The organism is Actinoallomurus sp. CA-150999 (assembly GCF_050942425.1).
In the GTDB taxonomy this organism is placed as follows: Bacteria; Actinomycetota; Actinomycetes; order Streptosporangiales; family Streptosporangiaceae; genus Actinoallomurus.
Map to the genome: position 1 here is coordinate 4977392 of NZ_CP192063.1, position 19005 is coordinate 4996396.

The following is a 19005-nucleotide window of genomic DNA, read 5'->3' on the forward strand; positions in this document are numbered from 1 at the left end:
GGAAACGCGCGAAACGATAGGGCTTACAGGTCCGCCATGTTCTCGCGCAGCAGCGCGGTGAGGCGGGTGCGGCGGGACGGCTCGGCGCGATCGCGCACCGCGCGGGCCAGCTCCGGGCCGGCGGCGTGCACCACCGACAGGTGCCGCCGCGCCCGGCTGAACGCGCCCACCGTCAGCGGCCGGGACAGCGCGCCGCCCGCCTCCCCGGGCAGCACGGCCACGACGGCCGGCCAGAGCGTGCCCTGGGCACGGAGGACGGTCACCGCCCAGCCGTGCCGCACCACCGCCGAGGGGACCGTCGCCTTGCCGGACGGGAACGCGACCTCCAGCATGCCCCGGCCCGGGTCCGTGCCGATCACCGAGCCGAACTCGCCCGCCGCCGCGCTCGGCAGGTCCGCGACCGCGACGACCCGGTCACCGGCGTCGTACGGGCCCGGCCCGGGATTGAGCCTGTCCTTCAGCGCCCGGTTGAGCGCGTCGGCGCCGGCCTCCCCGCGGCGTACGGGCGTCACCGCGAGGATCTCCTCGACCGGGATGCCCAGCGCGCGGGGGATCGAGTCCGTGACGAGCTGGACCGCGCGGTGCGCCGCCTCGCGGGCCTCGGCCGCCGGGACGATGACGACCTCGCGGTCCGGGGACTCCACCGCGGCGAGGGTGCCCTCCCGGACCGCGGCCGTGAGCCGGCCGATGACGTCCTGCGGCGTGGCCGGCAGCTCTGTCACCGGCACCGTGCCGGAGGCGATGACGTCGGCGAGGACGCGGCCCGCGCCGGACGGCGACGGTGCCGCCGGGTCGCCGGCGAGTACCAGATGCGTGCCGTCCATGCAGGCCTCGACGAGCGCGGCCGCGCGCTCGACGTCGAGGGTGCCGGCCTCCGCCACGACGACGAGGTCGGCCTCGAGCGGACGGTCCTCCCCGCGGGAGTAGCCTCCCGGCCCCGGCTCCAGCAGCAGGTGCAGGGACCGGGCTCCGCCGAGCGCCTGCGCGGCCCGGTCCGTCGGGGCGGTGACGATCACTCCGGGGACGTCGCGCAGCCCCCTTAGGGCCTCCTCCACGGCCTGCGGCGCCCCAGCCAGCACGCTGACGCCGCTCTCGAAGACCGCCGCCGGGACGCCGTCGGCGGTGGGCAGCGGGTCGGCCGTGGCGGTCAGCCGCGCCAGGCCCTCGGCGACCGTCTCCTCCGCGGTGGTGAGGCGGGCCAGCCCGAGCAGCTCGCTCTCGGACGCCTCGTCCATCACGGCGGCGATCTCCCCGGCGGCGATGGACGCGCGCAGCGCCTCCACGGCGTCGCCCGGATCGAATGCCTCCAGGGCCGACAGGACCGCCTTCGCGGCGGTGACCGTGTGGCCATCGCCCGCAGCCCGCAGCAGCAGGTGCGCGGCGAGTGCGGCGGCGCGGCGCGGATCGTGCGGCCCGGCGTCCCCGCCGAGCAGCCGGCGGGCGAAGAAGTCGGCCTGCTCGGGCCGTACGCCGGGGATCTCCAGCAGCCGCCATGGGTCGTCGCGCAGGATCTTGGGGGCGGCCTCGCCGAGGCGGGCCAGCGCCTCGGGCGCGAGCCGGGCCGGAACGTCGGTGGCCGCGAAGAGCTCGGCCACCTCGGAGAGGGGGCCGGAGAAGGTCTCAGTCATCGCTCGCTCACTTTAGTGCCGCCGCGCCCGGCGATGGGCCCGGACGATCCGGACAGTGGGGGACGGCGGCGTACCCTCGCTCCCGCGAGGCCGGCCGGACCCGCGTCGGCCCGTCGGACGCCCGCGTATTCGACGGGCGGGGCGTCACTCGGATGAGACGTCGTCGAGCGCGTCGCGGATCTCGGCCGGCAGGGCGACCTCCTCGGCCTTGAGGATCGCGGCCAGCTGGACCGCCGTACGCGCCCCGATGATCGGGGCGGCCACGCCGGGCCGGTCGCGCACCCAGCTGAGCGCGACGGCAAGCGGCGAAACGCCGAGTCCCTCGGCGGCCGTGGACACCGACTCGACGATCTGGGCGCCCCGCTCGCTCAGGTATGGCTGCACGAACTCGGCGTAGTGCGGGGTCGCCGCCCGTGAGTCGGCCGGGATGCCGGTGCGGTACTTGCCGGTGAGCACCCCGCGGCCGAGCGGCGAGCAGGGGAGCACACCGACGCCGAGCTCGGCCGCCGCTGGCAGCACGTCGTCCTCGATGTCGCGTCGCAGCAGGGAGTACTCCACCTGCGTGGAGACGATGGGCGTGCGGCCCGGCCAGGCCTTCTGCCAGGTCGCCGCGCGGGCAAGCTCCCACGCGGCGAAGTGCGACACGCCCACGTAGCGCGCCCGGCCGGAGCCGACGGCGTCGTCGAGGGCGGACAGCGTCTCCTCGAGCGGGGTGTGCGCGTCGTACGCGTGCAGCTGCCAGAGGTCCACGTGGTCGACGCCCAGCCGCTCGAGGGAGTCGTCGAGGGCGCGCAGCAGGTGACGCCGTGAGGCGTCGCGCATGCCGTCCACGGTGAGCACGGCCTTCGTGGCGATCACCAGGTCGTCACGGGCGACGACCTGGCCGATGAGCGCGCCGAGCACCCGCTCGCTCTCGCCGCCGCAGTAGACGTCCGCGGTGTCGACCAGGGTGCCGCCCGCCTCGACGAAGGCGGTGAGCTGGGCGGCGGCGTCCTCGACCTCGGTGTCCCCGCCCCACGTCATCGTTCCGAGGCCGAGGCGGGAAACGGCCAGCCCGCTCCGGCCGAGGTGACGCTGTTCCATGCCTGCGGAGCGTATCGGCAGTCAAGGGCTGCGTCCGCACTCGGGACACGCCCACCCACAGGACGTCCCAGGGCCGTCGCGGCACTAGGCTGCCATCGTCATTCGGCGATCCCGCGCCTGCCGGCCGGGTGTTCAAGGAGAGACCGGACTCGTGAACTTCGTGCAAGCGACCGTGTTGGGCATCGTGCAGGGCCTCACCGAGTTCCTGCCGATCTCCAGCTCGGCACATCTTCTGATCGTGCCGCGGCTGCTCGGCTGGAAGGACCCGGGTGCGGCGTTCACGGCGGTCATCCAGCTCGGCACGATGCTCGCGGTCCTGCTCTTCTTCTGGAAGGACATCGTCCGCATCATCAGCACGTGGTTCCGCAGCCTCTTCGACAAGGAGCTGCGCGGCCACCTCGACGCGCGGATGGGGTGGTACGTCGGGCTCGGCACGATCCCGGTCTCGGTCGTCGGCCTGGCGTTCAACCACCTGATCGAGGGCCCGGCCCGCAACCTCTGGATCAACGCGGCCTCGCTCATCATCATGGGCCTGGTGATGATGGTCGCCGAGTGGGCGGGCCGGCAGAAGCTCGAGGTCGGCGACCTGAACATGCGGGACGGCCTCATCATCGGCGGCTTCCAGTGCCTCGCGCTGATCCCCGGGTCCTCGCGGTCGGGCTCCACCATCACCGGCGGGCTGTTCCTCGGCTACACGCGCGAGGCCGCGGCGCGCTACTCCTTCCTGCTGTCCATCCCGGCGGTGGTCCTGTCCGGCCTGTTCGAGCTGCGCAAGGTGAGCGACGGCGGCCTGCCGGTCGCCGGCACGGCCGTCGCCACCGTCGTGTCGTTCGTGGTCGGGTACGCCTCGATCGCCTGGCTGCTGAAGTTCCTGGTCCGCCACTCGACGCTGCTGTTCACCTACTACCGCGTGGCGCTCGGCGGCGTCCTGATCGGCCTGCTCGCCGCCGGGGCGATCACCGCGACCTGAGCCGCGTCAGAGCCAGCCGCTCTTGCGGAACCAGCGGTACAGCCCGACGCAGATCGACAGGATCAGCAGGAGCGCCACCGGATAGCCCCACGATTCCTTCAGCTCCGGCATGTGCGTGAAGTTCATGCCGTACACGCCGGTCACCATCGTGGGCACGGCCAGGATGGCCGCCCAGGCGGAGATCTTGCGCATGTCCTCGTTCTGCTGCATGCTCACCTGGGCCAGGTGCGCGTTCAGCACGTTCGTCAGCAGCTCGCTGTGGGAGTCGACGCGCTCGTCGACGCGCAGCAGGTGGTCCAGGACGTCGCGGAAGTACTCCAGCGCCCCGTCCGGGAGCTGGACCCGGCCCTTGACGATGTCCTGCAGGACCGGGATGAGCGGGTCCTCCGCGCCGCGGAACTCCAGCACCTCGCGCTTGAGGTCGTAGATCCTCTCGGTCACCGTGACGCGCTGCGGGGAGAAGACCTCGCGTTCCAGCTCGATGATGTCGGTCTCGACCTCGTGCGCGATCGTCTCGTACCGGTCGACGATCTCGTCGAGGACGGTGTAGAGGACGGCCCCGGGCCCGTAGGACATCAGGTCCGCGTCGCCCTCCAGGCGCCGGCGCACCTCCTTGAGAGGGCTGCCCTGCCCGTGCCGGACCGTGATGACGAAGTCGGCGCCGACGAACAGCATGATCTCGCCGACCTCGATGTCGGAACTCTCGTCGACGTAGTGCAGCGTCTTCACGACGACGAACAGCACGTCGCCGTAGCGTTCGAGCTTGGGCCGCTGGTGAGCGTTGACGGCGTCCTCGATCGCCAGCGGATGGAGCTGCAGTTCATCGGCGACGAGGTCGAACTCCTCGCGGGTCGGCTCGTGCAGGCCGATCCACATGAAGGCGTCGCCGTTCTCGCGGGCGAGGTCGAGGGCGTCGCTGAGATCGCCGTCGACGGTCTGCCGCTCGCCCTTCCGGTAGATGGCGCAATCCATGATCATGGCAGCACATTGTCGCGTATCGGGGGTTAACAAATCGTCCAATACTGCCTACCCACGGAAACGCGCGGCAAGCACCGTCCGTACTGCGGCTAGAGTTCACCGGGTGGCCACACTTCTGCTGGTACGCCATGGGCTGACCGAGATGACCGGGCCGGTGCTCGCGGGCTGGACACCGGGGGTGCACCTGGACGAGCGCGGCCGGCGGCAGGTCGCCGAGCTCGCGGCGCGGCTCGCGCCGGTGTCCCTGGACGTGATCGTCTCGAGTCCGCTGGAGCGCTGCCAGGAGACCGCGCGGGCGATCCTGGCCGGCCGTGACGGTCTGGGCGTCCAGACCGACGAGCGGTTCGGCGAGGTCCGGTACGGCGAGTGGACCGGCCGCCCCCTCGAGGAGCTGGCCAAGGAGGACCTCTGGAAGGTCGTCCAGGCGCACCCGAGCGCCGCCCGGTTCCCCGGCGGGGAGTCCCTGGCCGAGGCGCAGCACCGGGCCGTGTCCGCGGTCCGGGAGTGGAACGCCCGGCTCGCCCCGGAGGCCACCTACCTCGTCTGCAGCCACGGCGACATCATCAAGGCGATCGTGGCCGACGCGCTCGGTCTCCACCTGGATCAGTTCCAGCGCATCCAGGCCGATCCGGCGGCCCTCACCGTCCTCCGATACACCGAGCTGCGCCCGTTCCTCGTCCGCCTGAACGACGTCGGCGGCCGAGTCGACGATCTTCTTGCGAAGTCGGGGCGGGACAGTGACGCAGCGGTCGGCGGCGGAGCGTAGGGTCATCCTCATGCCGGTCATCGCATACGACATGCCCGACAGGTTCGTGGCGGGCACCGTCGGCCAGCCGGGGGATCGCGCCTTCTTCCTTCAGGCGCGGGACGGACGTCGCGTCACCAGCGTGGGGCTGGAGAAGTTCCAGGTGACGTTGCTGGCCGAACGCCTCGAGGAGCTCTTGGACGAGGTCCTGCGCCAGGGCGGAGGCGCCCCGATGGTGCCCGCGGTCGCGCCCGTCGAACTGCAGGACGACGAGCCCCTCGAGCAGCCGATCGAAGAGGAGTTCCGGGTCGGGACCATGGCCCTCGCCTGGGATCCGGAGGATCAGCGTGTCGTCATCGAGGCCCAGGAGATGACCGAGCGCGAGGACGACGAGGCCGACATCGGCAGCGACGACCCCGCCGTCGCGGTGCTGCGGGTGACCATCACCGCGGCCCAGGCCCGCGCGTTCGCGCAGCGGGCCCTGAAGATCGTCGCGGCGGGCCGGCCGCCGTGCCCGCTGTGCGGGCTCCCGCTCGACGCCCAGGGTCACGTGTGCCCTCGGCAGAACGGCCATCTTGGCTGAGACCTCGATCCCCTGGACACTGAAGCCATGAGTCAGCCCTCCAGGTCCGGCGTCGGCGGTGACGGCGCACTGACGCCGGCCGACACCGAGGCCGCCCTCCGCCTCCTGCAGCACGGCGACATCACCGTCGAAGGGCGACTCGTCGCGGCCAGCAACGCGACGCTGTACTGCTCGATCACGCACGACGACCTGCGGGCCAACTGCGTCTACAAGCCCGTGTCCGGCGAGCGCCCGCTGTGGGACTTCCCCGACGGCACCCTGGCCGGCCGTGAGGTCGCCGCCTATCTGGTCTCCGAGCAGATGGGCTGGCAGGTCGTGCCGCCGACCGTGCACCGCGACGGCCCCTTCGGGCCCGGCATGGTGCAGCTGTGGATCGAGCACGACACCGAGGTCGACCTGCTGGCGCTGTCGCGCGGCGACGACCCGGCCGTGCGGCGCATGGCCGTCTTCGACGCGGTCGTCAACAACGCCGACCGGAAGATCGGCCACCTCCTGCCGATCCGGAGCGGCCACGTCTACGGCTGCGACCACGGGGTGTGCTTCTCCGCCGAGTACAAACTCCGCACCGTGCTGTGGCAGTGGCGGGGCAAGACCCTCACCTCCGAGGCCGTCGACGCCCTGCAGCGGCTGCGCCGCGCCTTCACCCGGGACGGCTTCGCCCGCCGGCTGTCCGCGCTGCTGACCGGCGAGGAGATCGAGGCGATCCACGGCCGGATCGAGCTCATGCTCAAACACCGGATCCACCCCTACCCGCCGGAGGATTGGCCCGCCATCCCGTGGCCGCCCCTGTAAGCCCGTCGTCGCCCGCGCAGAGCCGGACCACGGTCGGGGACGGGCAGCGGCTACTGGGGTGAGCCGGTCGGGCTGGGGGAGTCGCGCACGGGGCCCGGCGCTCCGGCCTTCGTCCAGCCCTGGGCGAGGAACCCGAAGGCGTCCGGGAGGACGCTGCGCACGTAGTCCCAGTCGTGCTCGCCGGGGCGCACGTCGAGCACGGCCGGCACCCCGGCGGCGTCGAGCAGCTTCTTGAACCGCTGCGGCTCGCCCTTGATGACGTCGTTGTCATCGTTCTCGGCGGCGGACAGGAAGATCCGCAGCCGCCGGGCGGCGGCGAGGTTCTGGTCCGGCCGGTTCGCGGCGATGACGGCGTCCTTGTCGGCGAACATGTGCGACGGGTCGTCGACGTGGAAGTAGCCGGAGATCGAGGTCACCGAGCCGAACACGTCGGGGTGCCGCAGCGCGAGGTTCATCGAGCCGTACCCGCCCATGGAGAAGCCGCCGATGGCGCGGTGCGCGGCGTCGCGGTGATGCCGGCCCTCGACGGCGGGGATCACCTGGTCGAGCAGCCGGTCCTCGATCCGGTCGGACCCGTCGACGGCGTTCGCCCATTCGGTGTCGTCGTGGTGGCTGCCGTTGCCGTCCGGCACCGCCAGCACGAACGGCGTGCCGCCGTGGGCGACGTACGCCGCGACCTGCCGGGCGAGCCCCTCGTCATCGACCAGCGTCTTGGGGTCGCTGGGCACGCCGTGCAGGAAGTACAGGACGGGCAGCTTGCGCGTCTCCGGCACGTCCGGACGCCACACGTACACCCCGTACGCCTTGTGGTCGGCCGGGTCGGTGACCTGGATCTGCGTCAGCCCCGGGCGCGCCGGGGACGGGGTGTCGGCGTCGGCCGGGCGGCGGGTGTCGGCCGCGCCGTGGTGCAGTCCCACGGTGACGGTCACGTACGCGAGCCCGAGCGCCAGCGCGAGCGTCGCCGCCCACACGGAAAGGCCCGCCAGCGGCGGGCGACGGCGTTTCCTACGGTGTTTCGACACGGCGTGGACTCAGACCTGGGGGAGGGGGCAGGCGCAACCAGACTTCCATATCGCCGATGGACCAGCAGTTATTCCACGCCACATGGGCGACTCTTTACCCTTTGCCCGCGAGGCGGAACCGTGTCCGGGTTTAAGAATGATCGTCCGTGGGCCGAACCTGCCCGACGGCCCGCCCGGCAGCTGCGGTTAGGCTGCTGGGTATGCGATCGTGGCCCGCCCCCAAGGTCCCCAGCCTGGCCGAACACGGCCTTCCCACGCCCGGCGACGTCCGGTTGAGCGTCTACGACTCGGCCGCCGGTGTCGTACGCCCCACCGATCCCGGCCCGACCGCGCGGATGTACGTCTGCGGCATCACGCCCTACGACGCGACCCATCTGGGTCACGCCGCGACCTACCTCGCGTTCGACCTGGTGAACCGCGTGTGGCGCGACGCCGGGCACGACGTCCACTACGTGCAGAACACCACCGACGTCGACGACCCCCTGCTCGAGCGTGCCGGGCAGACCGGGGAGGACTGGCGGGTGCTGGCCGAGCGGGAGATCGAGCTGTTCCGCGACGACATGACCGCCCTGCGCGTGCTTCCTCCCCGTGAGTACGTCGGCGCCGTCGAGTCGATCCCGCTGATCGTCGAGTTCATCGACCGGCTCCGGTCCAAGGGCGCGACGTACGAGCTGGACGGCGACGTGTACTTCCCGGTCTCCGCCGACCCGTCGTTCGGGTCGGTGAGCGGCCTGCCACCGAATCAGATGCTGCCGCTGTTCGCCGAGCGCGGCGGCGATCCCGGCCGCAAGGGCAAGAAGGACCCCCTGGACGCCCTCCTGTGGCAGGCCGAGCGCCCCGGCGAGCCGGCCTGGGACTCTCCGTTCGGCCGGGGCCGGCCCGGCTGGCACGTCGAGTGCTCGGCGATCTCCGTGCACAACCTCGGCATGGCCTTCGACATCGAGGGCGGCGGCTCGGACCTGGTCTTCCCCCACCACGAGATGGGCGCCTCCCACGCCGAGGTCGCCACGGGCGAGCGCCCGCACGCCAAGGCGTACGTCCACGCGGGCATGGTCGCCCTGGACGGCGAGAAGATGTCCAAGTCGCGCGGCAACCTCGTCTTCGTGTCGCGCCTGCGCGCCGACGGCGCCGACCCGATGGCGATCCGGCTCGCGCTGCTCGACCACCACTACCGGTCCGACTGGGAGTGGACCGCGGACGATCTGACCCGTGCCCAGGCACGCCTGGCCCGCTGGCGGGAGGCCGTCCTGCTGCCGGCGGCGCCCCCGGCGGCCGACGTCGTGGGCCGGATCCGGCGGCACCTCGCCGACGACCTCGACGCGCCCGCGGCGCTCCTCGCCGTCGACCGCTGGGCGGACCACGCCCTCGACGTCACCGACGAGGACCGGGAGGCGGATGCCGCCGCGCCCGGGCTGGTCCGTGCCGCCCTCGACGCGCTCCTCGGCATCGAACTGTGAGACTCACCCGGCGAGGCGCGCGCCTCGCCGGGCTCTCCGGGGCCCGGCCGGACCGTTCACCGCCCCGGCGCCTCGCCGGGGCGTTCGGAGCCGCGGGCTCTTCGGCTATTCGGAGTCGCCGCGGCGACGCAGGTAGCGCTCGAACTCCCGGGCGATCGCGTCGCCGCTGGCCTCCGGAAGCTCGGTGGCGTCCTTCTGCTCCTCCAGGGCGCGGACGTACTCCGCGACCTCCGTGTCCTGCTCGGCCAGCTCGTTGACGCCGTTCTCCCAGGCCCGCGCCTGTTCGGGCAGCTCGCCGAGGTCCACCGAGATGTCGAGGATGTCCTCGACCCACCGCAGCAGCGCCAGCGTCGCCTTCGGGGACGGCGGCTGCGCCACGTAGTGCGGCACCGCGGCCCACAGGGAGACCGTCTCCAGGTCGGCGTTCGCGCACGCGTCCTGCAGCACGCCCAGGATGCCCGTCGGCCCTTCGTACCGGGCCGGCTCGAGCCGCATCCGCTTGGCCAGGCCGGCGTCGGAGGAGGCCGCGGTCACCGGCACGGGACGGGTGTGCGGGGCGTCGGCCAGGAGCGCGCCGAGCAGCACGACGGTCTCGGCGCCCAGCTCCAGCATGATGCCGACGAGGTCGCGGCAGAACGCCCGCCAGCGCATGTTCGGCTCGATGCCGTGGATCAGCACGACGTCACGGTCGGAGCCCGGCAGCTTGGCCACCGACAGGCGGGTCGTCGGCCAGCTGATGCGCCGCGTCTGCCCGTCGACCATCTCGACGGTGGGCCGCGTCACCTGAAAGTCGTAGTAGTCGTCCGGGTCGAGCGCCGCCAGCGGGGTGGCACCCCAGCTCTCCTCCAGGTGGGTTATCACTCCGCTCGCCGCTTCGCCGGCGTCGTTCCACCCTTCGAAGGCGGCGATCACCACCGGCTCGACGAGCTCCGGCACATCGTCGAGCTCGACCACGCGCTGCCTCCCCATCGACGTCCGATAAACGACATCTCCAGCCTATGTCCTGTACGCGCCCTGGCGTCCCCTTGAGATCACGTCAGGTTCCACGGCGGCCGTCACCGGCCGTCGGTCGTCCGGACGATGAGGACGTCACAGGGGGAGCGGTGGGACAGGTTCGCCGGCACGGAGCCCAGTATCCGGCCCGCGAGGCTGTTCAGCCCGCGGTTGCCGACGACGATCAGGTCGGCGTGGCGGCTGCCGGCCAGTTCGACCAGGGTGTCGACGGCGTCGCCCTCGACGGCGACCTCGTCGATGTCGCGGGCCCCGGCGGCGACGGCCCGCTCGCGGGCGGCGCGCAGCGCGTCGTCGGCGGGCGTGGAGCCCTCGACCTTGTAGGCGAGGTCGCCGAGCCGGTCGGCGGCGTGCTGACGCTCGCGGGCGGGCATCGGGTGGTAGGCGCAGGCGAGGACCAGCGTCGCACCGGCGTCGGCCGCGATCCGCGCCGCGGCCTCGACCGCCCGGAACGAGGATGTGGAACCGTCGGTGCCGACGAGGACGGTGCTGTACGAACCCACGGGCCCTCCTTGGTTTGATCCGTAAGTCACAACGCGCCTCGACCGTAACGGTTACGGAACGCACGCGGGCCGAGACGTCGATCACTCTTCCCGCCAACGGCCCGGGGCGCGCACCCTCGGCGCCCGGGCGGGCCGCCGATAGGCTAGGGGCCCATGAGCGCGACGCCAGAGACCCTTCGCCAGGCCCTCCGTGACCGTGTCGTCGTGGCCGACGGCGGCATGGGGACGATGCTCCAGGCGGCGGGCCCCACCCTCGACGACTTCGAGGGCCACGAGGGCTGCAACGAGATCCTCAACGTGACCCGCCCCGACATCGTTCGCCAGGTGCACGCGGAGTACTTCGCCGCCGGTGTCGACTGCGTCGAGACCAACACCTTCGGCGCCAACCTCGGCAACCTCGGCGAGTACGGCATCACCGAGCGCGTCGAGGAGCTGTCGGAGGCCGGAGCACGGATCGCGGGTGAGGTCGCCGCGGAGCTGTCGACGCCCGACCGGCCGCGCTGGGTCCTGGGCTCGATGGGCCCCGGCACGAAGCTGCCGACGCTCGGCCACGTGCCGTTCCGCGAGCTGCGCGACGCGTACGAGCGCAATGCCGCCGGCCTGATCGCGGGCGGCGCGCACGCCCTCATCGTCGAGACCTGCCAGGACGTGCTGCAGGCCAAGGCGGCCATCGTCGGCGCCAAACGGGCGATCGCCAAGGCCGGCACCGACACGGTCCTCATCGGGCAGGTCACCATCGAGCAGAACGGCGCGATGCTGCTCGGCTCGGAGATCGGCGCGGCGCTGACCGCCCTGGAGCCGCTCCAACTCGACGTCATCGGCCTCAACTGCGCGACCGGCCCGGCCGAGATGAGCGAGCACCTGCGCTACCTCGCCCGGCACTCCACCACCGCGCTGTCCTGCATGCCCAACGCCGGGCTGCCGGAGCTGACCGCCGACGGCGCGTTCTACCCGCTGACGCCGGATCAGCTCGCCGACGCGCACGACACCTTCACCCGGGAGTTCGGCCTGTCGCTGGTCGGCGGCTGCTGCGGCACCACCCCCGAGCACCTGCGCCACGTCGTCGAAAGGGTCCGGGGCCGGGAGGTCGCCGCCCGCCGGCCGCGGCCGGAGGCCGGCGCGGCCTCGCTCTACCAACACGTGCCGTTCCGGCAGGACACCTCCTACCTGGCGATCGGCGAGCGCACCAACGCCAACGGCTCCAAGGCTTTCCGGGAGGCGATGCTGGAGGGCCGCTGGGACGACTGCGTCAAGATCGCTCGCGACCAGGCCCGCGACGGCGCCCACATGCTCGACCTGTGCGTCGACTACGTCGGCCGCGACGGCGTCGCCGACATGAAGGAGCTGGCGTTCCGGTTCGCCACCGCCTCCACCCTGCCGATCGTGCTCGACTCGACGGAGCCGCCGGTCATCCAGGCCGGGCTGGAGATGCTGGGCGGCCGCGCCGTGATCAACTCGGTCAACTACGAGGACGGCGACGGCCCGGAGTCCCGCACCGCGCGGCTCATGCCGGTCGTCAAGGAGCACGGCGCCGCGGTCATCGCCCTGACGATCGACGAGGAGGGCCAGGCCCGTACGGCTGAGTGGAAGGCCCGGGTCGCCGACCGGCTGATCGCGGACCTGACCGGCACGTGGGGCATGCGGCCCGAGGACATCATCATCGACTGCCTGACCTTCACCATCGGCACCGGCCAGGAGGAGTCGCGGCGCGACGCCGTCGAGACGATCGACGCGATCCGCGAGATCAAGCACCGCCACCCGACCGTCCAGACCACGCTCGGCCTGTCCAACGTCTCCTTCGGCCTCAACCCGGCCGCCCGCATCGTCCTCAACTCCGTCTTCCTCAACGAGTGCGCCAACGCGGGCCTGGACTCCGCGATCGTGCACGCCTCCAAGATCCTGCCGATGGCGCGGATCCCCGACGAGCAGCGCCAGGTGGCGCTCGACCTCGTCTACGACCGGCGCCGGGACGGCTACGACCCGCTGCAGCGGTTCCTGGAGCTGTTCGAGGGCGTCGACGCCGCCGCGATGCGCGCCGACCGGGTCGCCGAGCTGGTCGGCCTGCCGCTGTGGGAGCGGTTGAAGCGCCGCATCATCGACGGCGAGCCGGACGGGCTGAACGCCGACCTGGACGAGGCCTTGGGCGGGCGACCGGCGCTGGAGATCGTCAACGACGTGCTGCTCGACGGCATGAAGACCGTGGGTGAGCTGTTCGGCTCCGGCGAGATGCAGCTGCCGTTCGTGCTGCAGTCCGCCGAGGTGATGAAGAACGCCGTGGCCTACCTCGAGCCGCACATGGAGAAGAGCGACGAGGGCGGCAAGGGCCGGATCGTGCTGGCCACCGTCAAGGGCGACGTCCACGACATCGGCAAGAACCTCGTCGACATCATCCTGTCCAACAACGGCTACGAGGTGATCAACCTCGGGATCAAGCAGCCGATGTCGGCGATCCTCGACGCCGCCAAGGAGCAGCGCGCCGACGTGATCGGCATGTCCGGCCTCCTGGTCAAGTCCACGGTGATCATGAAGGAGAATCTCGAGGAGCTCAACTCCCGGGGGCTCGCCGACCATTGGCCCGTGCTGCTCGGCGGCGCGGCGCTGACCCGCGCCTACGTCGAGCAGGACCTCGCCGAGCTGTTCGAGGGGGAGGTCCGCTACGCCCGGGACGCCTTCGAGGGACTCCGCCTCATGGACGCGGCCATGGCGGTCAAGCGCGGCGAGGAGGGCGCGGCGCTGCCGCCGCTCCGGCGCCGCCGCGTCACCGGCGGCGCGAAGCTCACGGTCACCGAGCCGGAGGACATGCCGAAGCGCTCCGACGTGGCCACCGACAACAAGGTCCCCGAGCCGCCGTTCTGGGGCGACCGGGTCGTCAAGGGCGTCCCGATGGCCGACTACGCCGCCTTCCTCGACGAGCGCGCCACCTTCATGGGGCAGTGGGGCCTGCGCGGATCGCGCGGCGGCGACGGCCCCTCGTACGAGGAGCTCGTGGAGGCTGAGGGGCGGCCCCGGCTGCGGGCGTGGCTGGACCGCATCCAGACCGAGGGGCTCGTCGAGGCCGGCGTCGTGTACGGCTACTTCCCGTGCGTGAGCGAGGGCGACGACGTGGTCGTGCTGGACACCGACGGGTCCGAGCGCACCCGCTTCACCTTCCCCCGGCAGCGGCGTGACCGGCACCTGTGCCTCGCCGACTTCTTCCGGCCCCGCGAGTCCGGGGAGACCGACGTGATCGGCTTCCAGCTCGTGACGGTCGGCCCGAAGATCAGCAAGGCCACCCAGGAGCTGTTCGAGAAGAACGCCTACCGCGACTACCTCGAACTGCACGGCCTGTCGGTGCAGCTCGCCGAGGCGCTCGCCGAGTACTGGCACACCCGCGTCCGCGCGGAGCTGGGATTCGGCGCCGAGGACCCCGGCGACCTCGAGGAGTTCTTCAAGCTCGGCTACCGGGGCGCGCGGTTCTCCCTCGGGTACGGCGCCTGCCCCGACCTCGAGGACCGCGCCAAGATCGTCGAGCTGCTGCGCCCGGACCGCATCGGCGTGACGCTGTCGGAGGAGTTCCAGCTCGTCCCCGAGCAGTCCACCGACGCGATCGTCGTGCACCACCCGGAGGCCAAGTACTTCAACACGTGACACCTGAGCTCCATCGCTCCGTTTCCCACCGCGGTGTCCGCTGCGGGTACGCTTCGTTGCCCCATTTCCGCGGGGGACCTGGGAGGAGATGGTGCGGGTGTTGCAGGCGGTCCTGTTCGACATGGACGGGTTGCTGCTCGACTCCGAGCGGCTCTGGCTGGAGGCCGAGGCCGAGGTGATGGCCTGGCTCGGCGGGTCGTGGGGGCCGGAGCACCAGGAGTTCCTGGTCGGCGGCTCGCTCGACCGCACGGTCGCCTACATGCTGGAGCTGACCGGTACGCCGGCCGCCCCCGAAGAGGTCGGACGTAGGTTGCTCGACGCGATGGCCGGACTGCTGCGCGCCGACGTCCCGCTGATGCCGGGCGCCCGCGGCCTGCTCGACGAGGTCCGCGCCGCCGGCCTGCCGTCCGCGCTGGTCTCCTCCACCCACCGGGCGCTGATGGAGTACGCCCTCGACGGCCTGGGGCGCGACAGCTTCACCGTGACGGTGGCGGGCGACGAGGTGAGCCGCACCAAGCCCCACCCTGAGCCGTACCTCGCGGCGACCCGCCTTCTGGACGTCGACCCGCGTCGCTGCGTCGCCCTGGAGGACTCGCTCAACGGGGCGACCAGCGGCGCGGCCGCCGGCTGCCACGTCGTCGCGGTGCCCAGCGTGGTGCCGATCGACGAGGCGCCGCGCCGTACGGTCGTGACCTCCCTGCGCGAGATCGACCTGGACCGCCTCCGGGCCCTGATCTGACCGGCCACCTCAAGGATCGTCCGACCGGCCGCCTCAGGGGTCGTCCGACCGGCCGCCTCCGGGCCCTGATCCGACCGGCCGCCTCAGGGATCGTCCGACCGGCCGCCTCAGGGGTCGTCCGACCGGCCGCCTCCGGGCCCTGATCCGACCGGCCGCCTCAGGGATCGCCCCGGGTCATGCCGGGGGAGTACCCGGAACGGTCCCGGAGGAGGAGTGCCAGACGCGTCATGACGTGTCACGATGGAGAGGTCACGACAGGGGTCGGGGTGAAGGCCCGGCCGGTCCGGCGGCGTCCGCCCGCGCCGGAAGGGTCGCCCCCCGCAGCGGTGAGGTGCGTCAATGAGCGATGTCCTTCTGTTCACGATCAGCCTGGCGGCCACGGTGCTGGGCCTGCTGGGCAGCTGGGGTGCCTACCGCAGGCGCGGGGCCGCCTCGGGCATGCGGGGCGCCGCCTGGTCCATGGTGCCGATGGGCGCCTACCTCACCGGCCTGACCAAGTTCCTCGCCGATCTGGCGTTCAGCCCGGTCAAGTGGGTCGGAGTGGCCCTGTTCGGGCTCGGCGCGCTCCTCTACGTCGCCTCGGGCGTCATGCTGCGCAAGGGTTCCCCGGCCGAGGACGAGGCCGGTCGCAAGAGCGCTCCCAAGGCGCCCAAGAGCGCGTCCAAGGGTGCGGCGAAGGGTGAGCTCGAGAGCCGCCGGGCGGCTCCGGGATCGGCGGTCGACCCGGACCTTGCGGAGATCGAGAAGATTTTGAAGAACCGCGGTATCAGCTGATGACCTGCGAAGATATGAAAAGAGAGTAACGCTCCGCGTCCGGAGGCTCACGTCTCCGCAGATCACGTCTGCCCTTGATGACGACGAGATCACAATCGAGACACGGGTACTAGCGCGAGGCTGCTCACGGGCGTGAGAGTCATTCAGGAGAAGGTAAGTTCCCTCTCCGATGGGCCGTAAAGGTCGGAGTTTTCCTGCTCAGGGACTTCGTGACGGTCCTGTGATGCATGCGGCCGAACGTGGGAGGTACCTGTCGTGACCGCACCGATCGAGGTCACCGGATCGGAGCTCGAGGCACAGCCCGATGCCGTCCTCGGTGGCGCGCGCAAGATCGAGGGGCGCTCGCTCGGTCAGATCGCGCTGATGCGGCTGCGGCGCGACAAGCTCGCGATGATCGGCGGCATCGTGGTGATCCTGCTGATCCTCATGGCGATCATGGCCCCGCTGCTGAGCTCCTGGTTCGGGCACCCGCCGAGCCAGTTCCACCAGGACCAGATCGACCCCAACCTTCAGCGCCCGCTGCACGGCCCGTGGCACTCGGGGATCAGCGGGAAGTTCCCGCTCGGCGTCGAGCCGACCAACGGCCGGGACATCTTCAGCCGCATCGTCTACGGCGCCCGCATCTCGCTGCTCATCGCCTTCCTGGCCACGCTCCTGTCCGTCGTCATCGGCACCGTCCTCGGCATGGTCGCCGGCTACTTCGGCGGCTGGGTCGACACGATCATCGCCCGGGCGATGGACGTCTTCCTCGCCTTCCCGATCCTGCTGTTCGCCATCGCGCTCGGCGGCGTCGTGCAGGGCAAGGCGTTCGGGCTGTCCGGCAACGGGCTGCGCATCGCCCTGCTGATCTTCGTCATCGGCTTCTTCAACTGGGCCTACATCGGCCGGATCATCCGGGGCCAGACCCTGTCACTGCGCGAGCGGGAGTTCGTCGACGCCGCGCGGGCGATGGGAGCACGCGCACCGTACATCCTGTTCCGTGAGCTGCTGCCGAACCTCGTCGCCCCGATCCTCGTGTACTCCACGCTGCTGATCCCGACGAACATCCTGTTCGAGGCGGCGCTGTCCTACCTCGGCGTAGGCGTCAACGAGCCCACGCCCACCTGGGGCGGCATGCTCTCCCAGGCGGTACCGATCTACTCGCTCGACCCCTGGTTCATGATCGTGCCCGGTGTCGCGATCTTCGTGACGGTGCTCGCGTTCAATCTGTTCGGCGACGGTCTCCGCGACGCTCTGGATCCGCGGACCCGCTGACCACTCGCTTTCCCCAAGAAATGTCCCACAAGGAGGAACGTAGCCAAATGAGGAGATCAATCCCTCTCGTCGCGACGGGGCTCGCGGCGACCCTCGCCCTGGCCGCCTGTGGCGGCGGGAGCGGTGGTTCGAGCGGGAGCAGCAGCGGTGACGGCTCGTTCAACGCCGGCCTCACGCGGGTGGTGAACCCGTCGACCAAGACGGGCGGCACGCTGCACCTCGCCAACGCGGGTGACTGGGACAACGTCGACCCGGCCGACACCTACTACGCGTTCTCGTGGAACTTCGCGCGGTTCTACGGACGGACGCTGATGATGTTCAAGCCCGCGGTGGGCAAGGCCGGCCTGGAGCTGACCCCCGACCTCGCGCAGGGCCCGGGCCAGCACAGCGCCGACCTGAAGACCTGGACCTACAAGATCAAGCCGGGCGTCAAGTACGAAGATGGCACGCCGATCAAGACCCAGGACATCAAGTACGACATCGAGCGGTCGCTGGACAAGAAGACGTTCCCGAACGGGCCGACGTACTTCAACGACTACCTCGACACGCAGGGCTACACCTCGCCCTACAACGACAAGACCCCGGGCAAGCTGGGCCTGAAGGCCATCGACACGCCGGACGACTCGACGATCGTCTTCCATCTGAAGAAGCCGTTCGGCGCGTTCGACTACTTCGCGATGCTGCCGTCCACGATGCCGGTGCCGCCGGCCAAGGACACGGGCGCGAACTACAAGCAGCACGTCGTCGCCACCGGCCCGTACAAGTTCGAGAGCTACACGCCGAACAAGTCGATCGTGCTGGTCCGCAACACCAACTGGGACCCGAGCACCGACCCGAACCGCAAGCAGCTGCCCGACCGGGTCGAGGTCCAGCTCGGCATCAACGCCGACGACGTCGACAACCGCCTCATCAACGGGACCCTGCAGAGCGACGTGCAGAGCACCGGCGTGCAGGCGGCCGCCGCCGGCAAGATCCAGTCACAGCCGCGGCTGAAGAAGAACGCCGACGCCGCCCCGACGGCCCGCCTCTGGTACGTCGCGGTCTCCGGTGACGTCGCGCCGTTCAACAACGTCCACTGCCGCAAGGCGATCGAGTACGCCGCCGACAAGCAGGCCATGCAGACCGCCTTCGGCGGCCCGCTCTCGGGCGGCGACATCGCCACCCACCTGATCATGCCGGTGCTGCCGGGCAGCAAGGACATGAACCCTTACCCGTCCGGCCCGGACAACCACGGCGACGTCGCCAAGGCCAAGCAGGAGCTGGCGGCCTGCGGCCAGCCGAACGGCTTCAAGACCTCCATCAGCGCCCGCACCGAGCGGACCAAGGAGGTCAACGCCGCGCTCGCGCTGCAGCAGAGCCTCGCCAAGGTCGGCATCCAGGCCGACATCAAGAAGTACCCCCAGGGCGACTACTTCAAGCTGTACGCCGGTAAGCCGGAGTACGTGAAGAAGAACGGCCTCGGCCTGATGATGATGGCGTGGGCCGCGGACTGGCCGGAGGGCTTCGGCTACCTGTCCCAGATCGTCGACAGCCGCGTCATCCGTGACGCCGGCAACACCAACCTCGGCGTCAAGGACCCCGTGGTCGACCAGACGCTGGACAAGGCCGTGGTCACCGCCGACACGAACGCCCGGAACGACCTGTGGGCCCAGATCGACGCCAAGGTCATGGACGACGCCTACATCGTGCCGTTCCTCAACGTGAAGGGCCTGATGTACCGGCCGCCGTCCGCGAAGAACGCGTACATCAACCAGGGCCTCAACGGCGAGTACGACTTCGTCCAGATGGGCGTGAAGTAACTTCTCTTCCCTAGAAGGCAGGTGAAGGCCGTCGGTGGCC

General features: G+C 71.1%; 16 protein-coding genes. 10 read left to right on the top strand and 6 right to left on the bottom strand.

Features of this window, described 5'->3' with window-relative positions; translation table 11 throughout:
• Positions 1-23 precede the first annotated feature (23 nt).
• Positions 24-1628 carry a helix-hairpin-helix domain-containing protein gene (locus ACQP2O_RS23340; protein WP_433188884.1) on the bottom strand — a complete coding sequence of 535 codons (1605 nt, stop codon included), beginning with the start codon at positions 1626-1628 and terminating at the stop codon, positions 24-26.
• Positions 1629-1772: 144 nt separating this feature from the next.
• A complete protein-coding gene (locus ACQP2O_RS23345; protein ID WP_360879373.1) occupies positions 1773-2711 on the bottom strand; it encodes an aldo/keto reductase in 939 nt (312 codons plus the stop codon).
• Between the two features lie 151 nt (positions 2712-2862).
• On the opposite strand from ACQP2O_RS23345, the gene ACQP2O_RS23350 reads away from it, so the two are divergent.
• On the top strand, positions 2863-3681 hold the full coding sequence (locus tag ACQP2O_RS23350) for an undecaprenyl-diphosphate phosphatase (RefSeq protein WP_433188887.1): 819 nt from the start codon (positions 2863-2865) through the stop codon (positions 3679-3681).
• Between the two features lie 6 nt (positions 3682-3687).
• Here ACQP2O_RS23350 and corA read toward each other — a convergent pair whose 3' ends face one another.
• The gene (gene corA / locus ACQP2O_RS23355) at positions 3688-4659 is read right to left on the bottom strand and encodes a magnesium/cobalt transporter CorA (RefSeq protein WP_433188890.1); all 972 of its coding nucleotides are present in this window, start codon (positions 4657-4659) and stop codon (positions 3688-3690) included.
• A 103-nt stretch (positions 4660-4762) separates the two neighbouring features.
• Between corA and ACQP2O_RS23360 the strand changes: the two genes are divergently transcribed.
• From ACQP2O_RS23360 to ACQP2O_RS23370, 3 genes are read left to right on the top strand one after another with little or no spacing between them, the layout of a single operon-like run.
• The gene (locus ACQP2O_RS23360) at positions 4763-5425 is read left to right on the top strand and encodes a histidine phosphatase family protein (protein WP_433188893.1); all 663 of its coding nucleotides are present in this window, start codon (positions 4763-4765) and stop codon (positions 5423-5425) included.
• A 10-nt stretch (positions 5426-5435) separates the two neighbouring features.
• Positions 5436-5987, top strand: coding sequence for a DUF3090 domain-containing protein (locus ACQP2O_RS23365; protein WP_433188896.1), 552 nt, complete (start codon positions 5436-5438; stop codon positions 5985-5987).
• Positions 5988-6014: 27 nt separating this feature from the next.
• A complete protein-coding gene (locus ACQP2O_RS23370) occupies positions 6015-6779 on the top strand; it encodes an SCO1664 family protein (RefSeq protein WP_433188899.1) in 765 nt (254 codons plus the stop codon).
• Positions 6780-6829: 50 nt separating this feature from the next.
• Here ACQP2O_RS23370 and ACQP2O_RS23375 read toward each other — a convergent pair whose 3' ends face one another.
• Entirely contained in the window at positions 6830-7801 is a 972-nt protein-coding gene (locus ACQP2O_RS23375; protein WP_433188902.1) for an alpha/beta hydrolase, read from the bottom strand.
• A 194-nt stretch (positions 7802-7995) separates the two neighbouring features.
• On the opposite strand from ACQP2O_RS23375, the gene mshC reads away from it, so the two are divergent.
• Complete coding sequence (gene mshC, locus ACQP2O_RS23380; protein ID WP_433191128.1) at positions 7996-9258, top strand: cysteine--1-D-myo-inosityl 2-amino-2-deoxy-alpha-D-glucopyranoside ligase; 1263 nt, start codon at positions 7996-7998, stop codon at positions 9256-9258.
• 105 nt (positions 9259-9363) lie between these two features.
• Here the strand turns inward: mshC and ACQP2O_RS23385 are convergent, their stop codons facing one another.
• Together ACQP2O_RS23385 and ACQP2O_RS23390 are read right to left on the bottom strand one after the other, a co-directional pair.
• Positions 9364-10212: a PAC2 family protein gene (locus ACQP2O_RS23385; RefSeq protein WP_433191130.1), complete on the bottom strand. Its 849-nt coding sequence runs from the start codon at positions 10210-10212 to the stop codon at positions 9364-9366.
• A 101-nt stretch (positions 10213-10313) separates the two neighbouring features.
• The gene (locus ACQP2O_RS23390) at positions 10314-10772 is read right to left on the bottom strand and encodes a universal stress protein (protein WP_433188905.1); all 459 of its coding nucleotides are present in this window, start codon (positions 10770-10772) and stop codon (positions 10314-10316) included.
• A 153-nt stretch (positions 10773-10925) separates the two neighbouring features.
• On the opposite strand from ACQP2O_RS23390, the gene metH reads away from it, so the two are divergent.
• The 5 genes from metH (at position 10926) to ACQP2O_RS23415 (ending at position 18965) form a co-directional block, all read left to right on the top strand.
• Entirely contained in the window at positions 10926-14399 is a 3474-nt protein-coding gene (gene metH / locus ACQP2O_RS23395; RefSeq protein ID WP_433188908.1) for a methionine synthase, read from the top strand.
• Between the two features lie 88 nt (positions 14400-14487).
• On the top strand, positions 14488-15138 hold the full coding sequence (locus ACQP2O_RS23400) for an HAD family hydrolase (RefSeq protein WP_433188911.1): 651 nt from the start codon (positions 14488-14490) through the stop codon (positions 15136-15138).
• A 339-nt stretch (positions 15139-15477) separates the two neighbouring features.
• Complete coding sequence (locus ACQP2O_RS23405) at positions 15478-15912, top strand: hypothetical protein (protein ID WP_433188914.1); 435 nt, start codon at positions 15478-15480, stop codon at positions 15910-15912.
• 255 nt (positions 15913-16167) lie between these two features.
• Entirely contained in the window at positions 16168-17166 is a 999-nt protein-coding gene (locus ACQP2O_RS23410; RefSeq protein ID WP_433188917.1) for an ABC transporter permease, read from the top strand.
• A gap of 47 nt (positions 17167-17213) precedes the next feature.
• Positions 17214-18965, top strand: a complete 1752-nt coding sequence (locus ACQP2O_RS23415; RefSeq protein WP_433188920.1) for an ABC transporter substrate-binding protein — start codon at positions 17214-17216, stop codon at positions 18963-18965.
• Positions 18966-19005 lie beyond the last annotated feature (40 nt).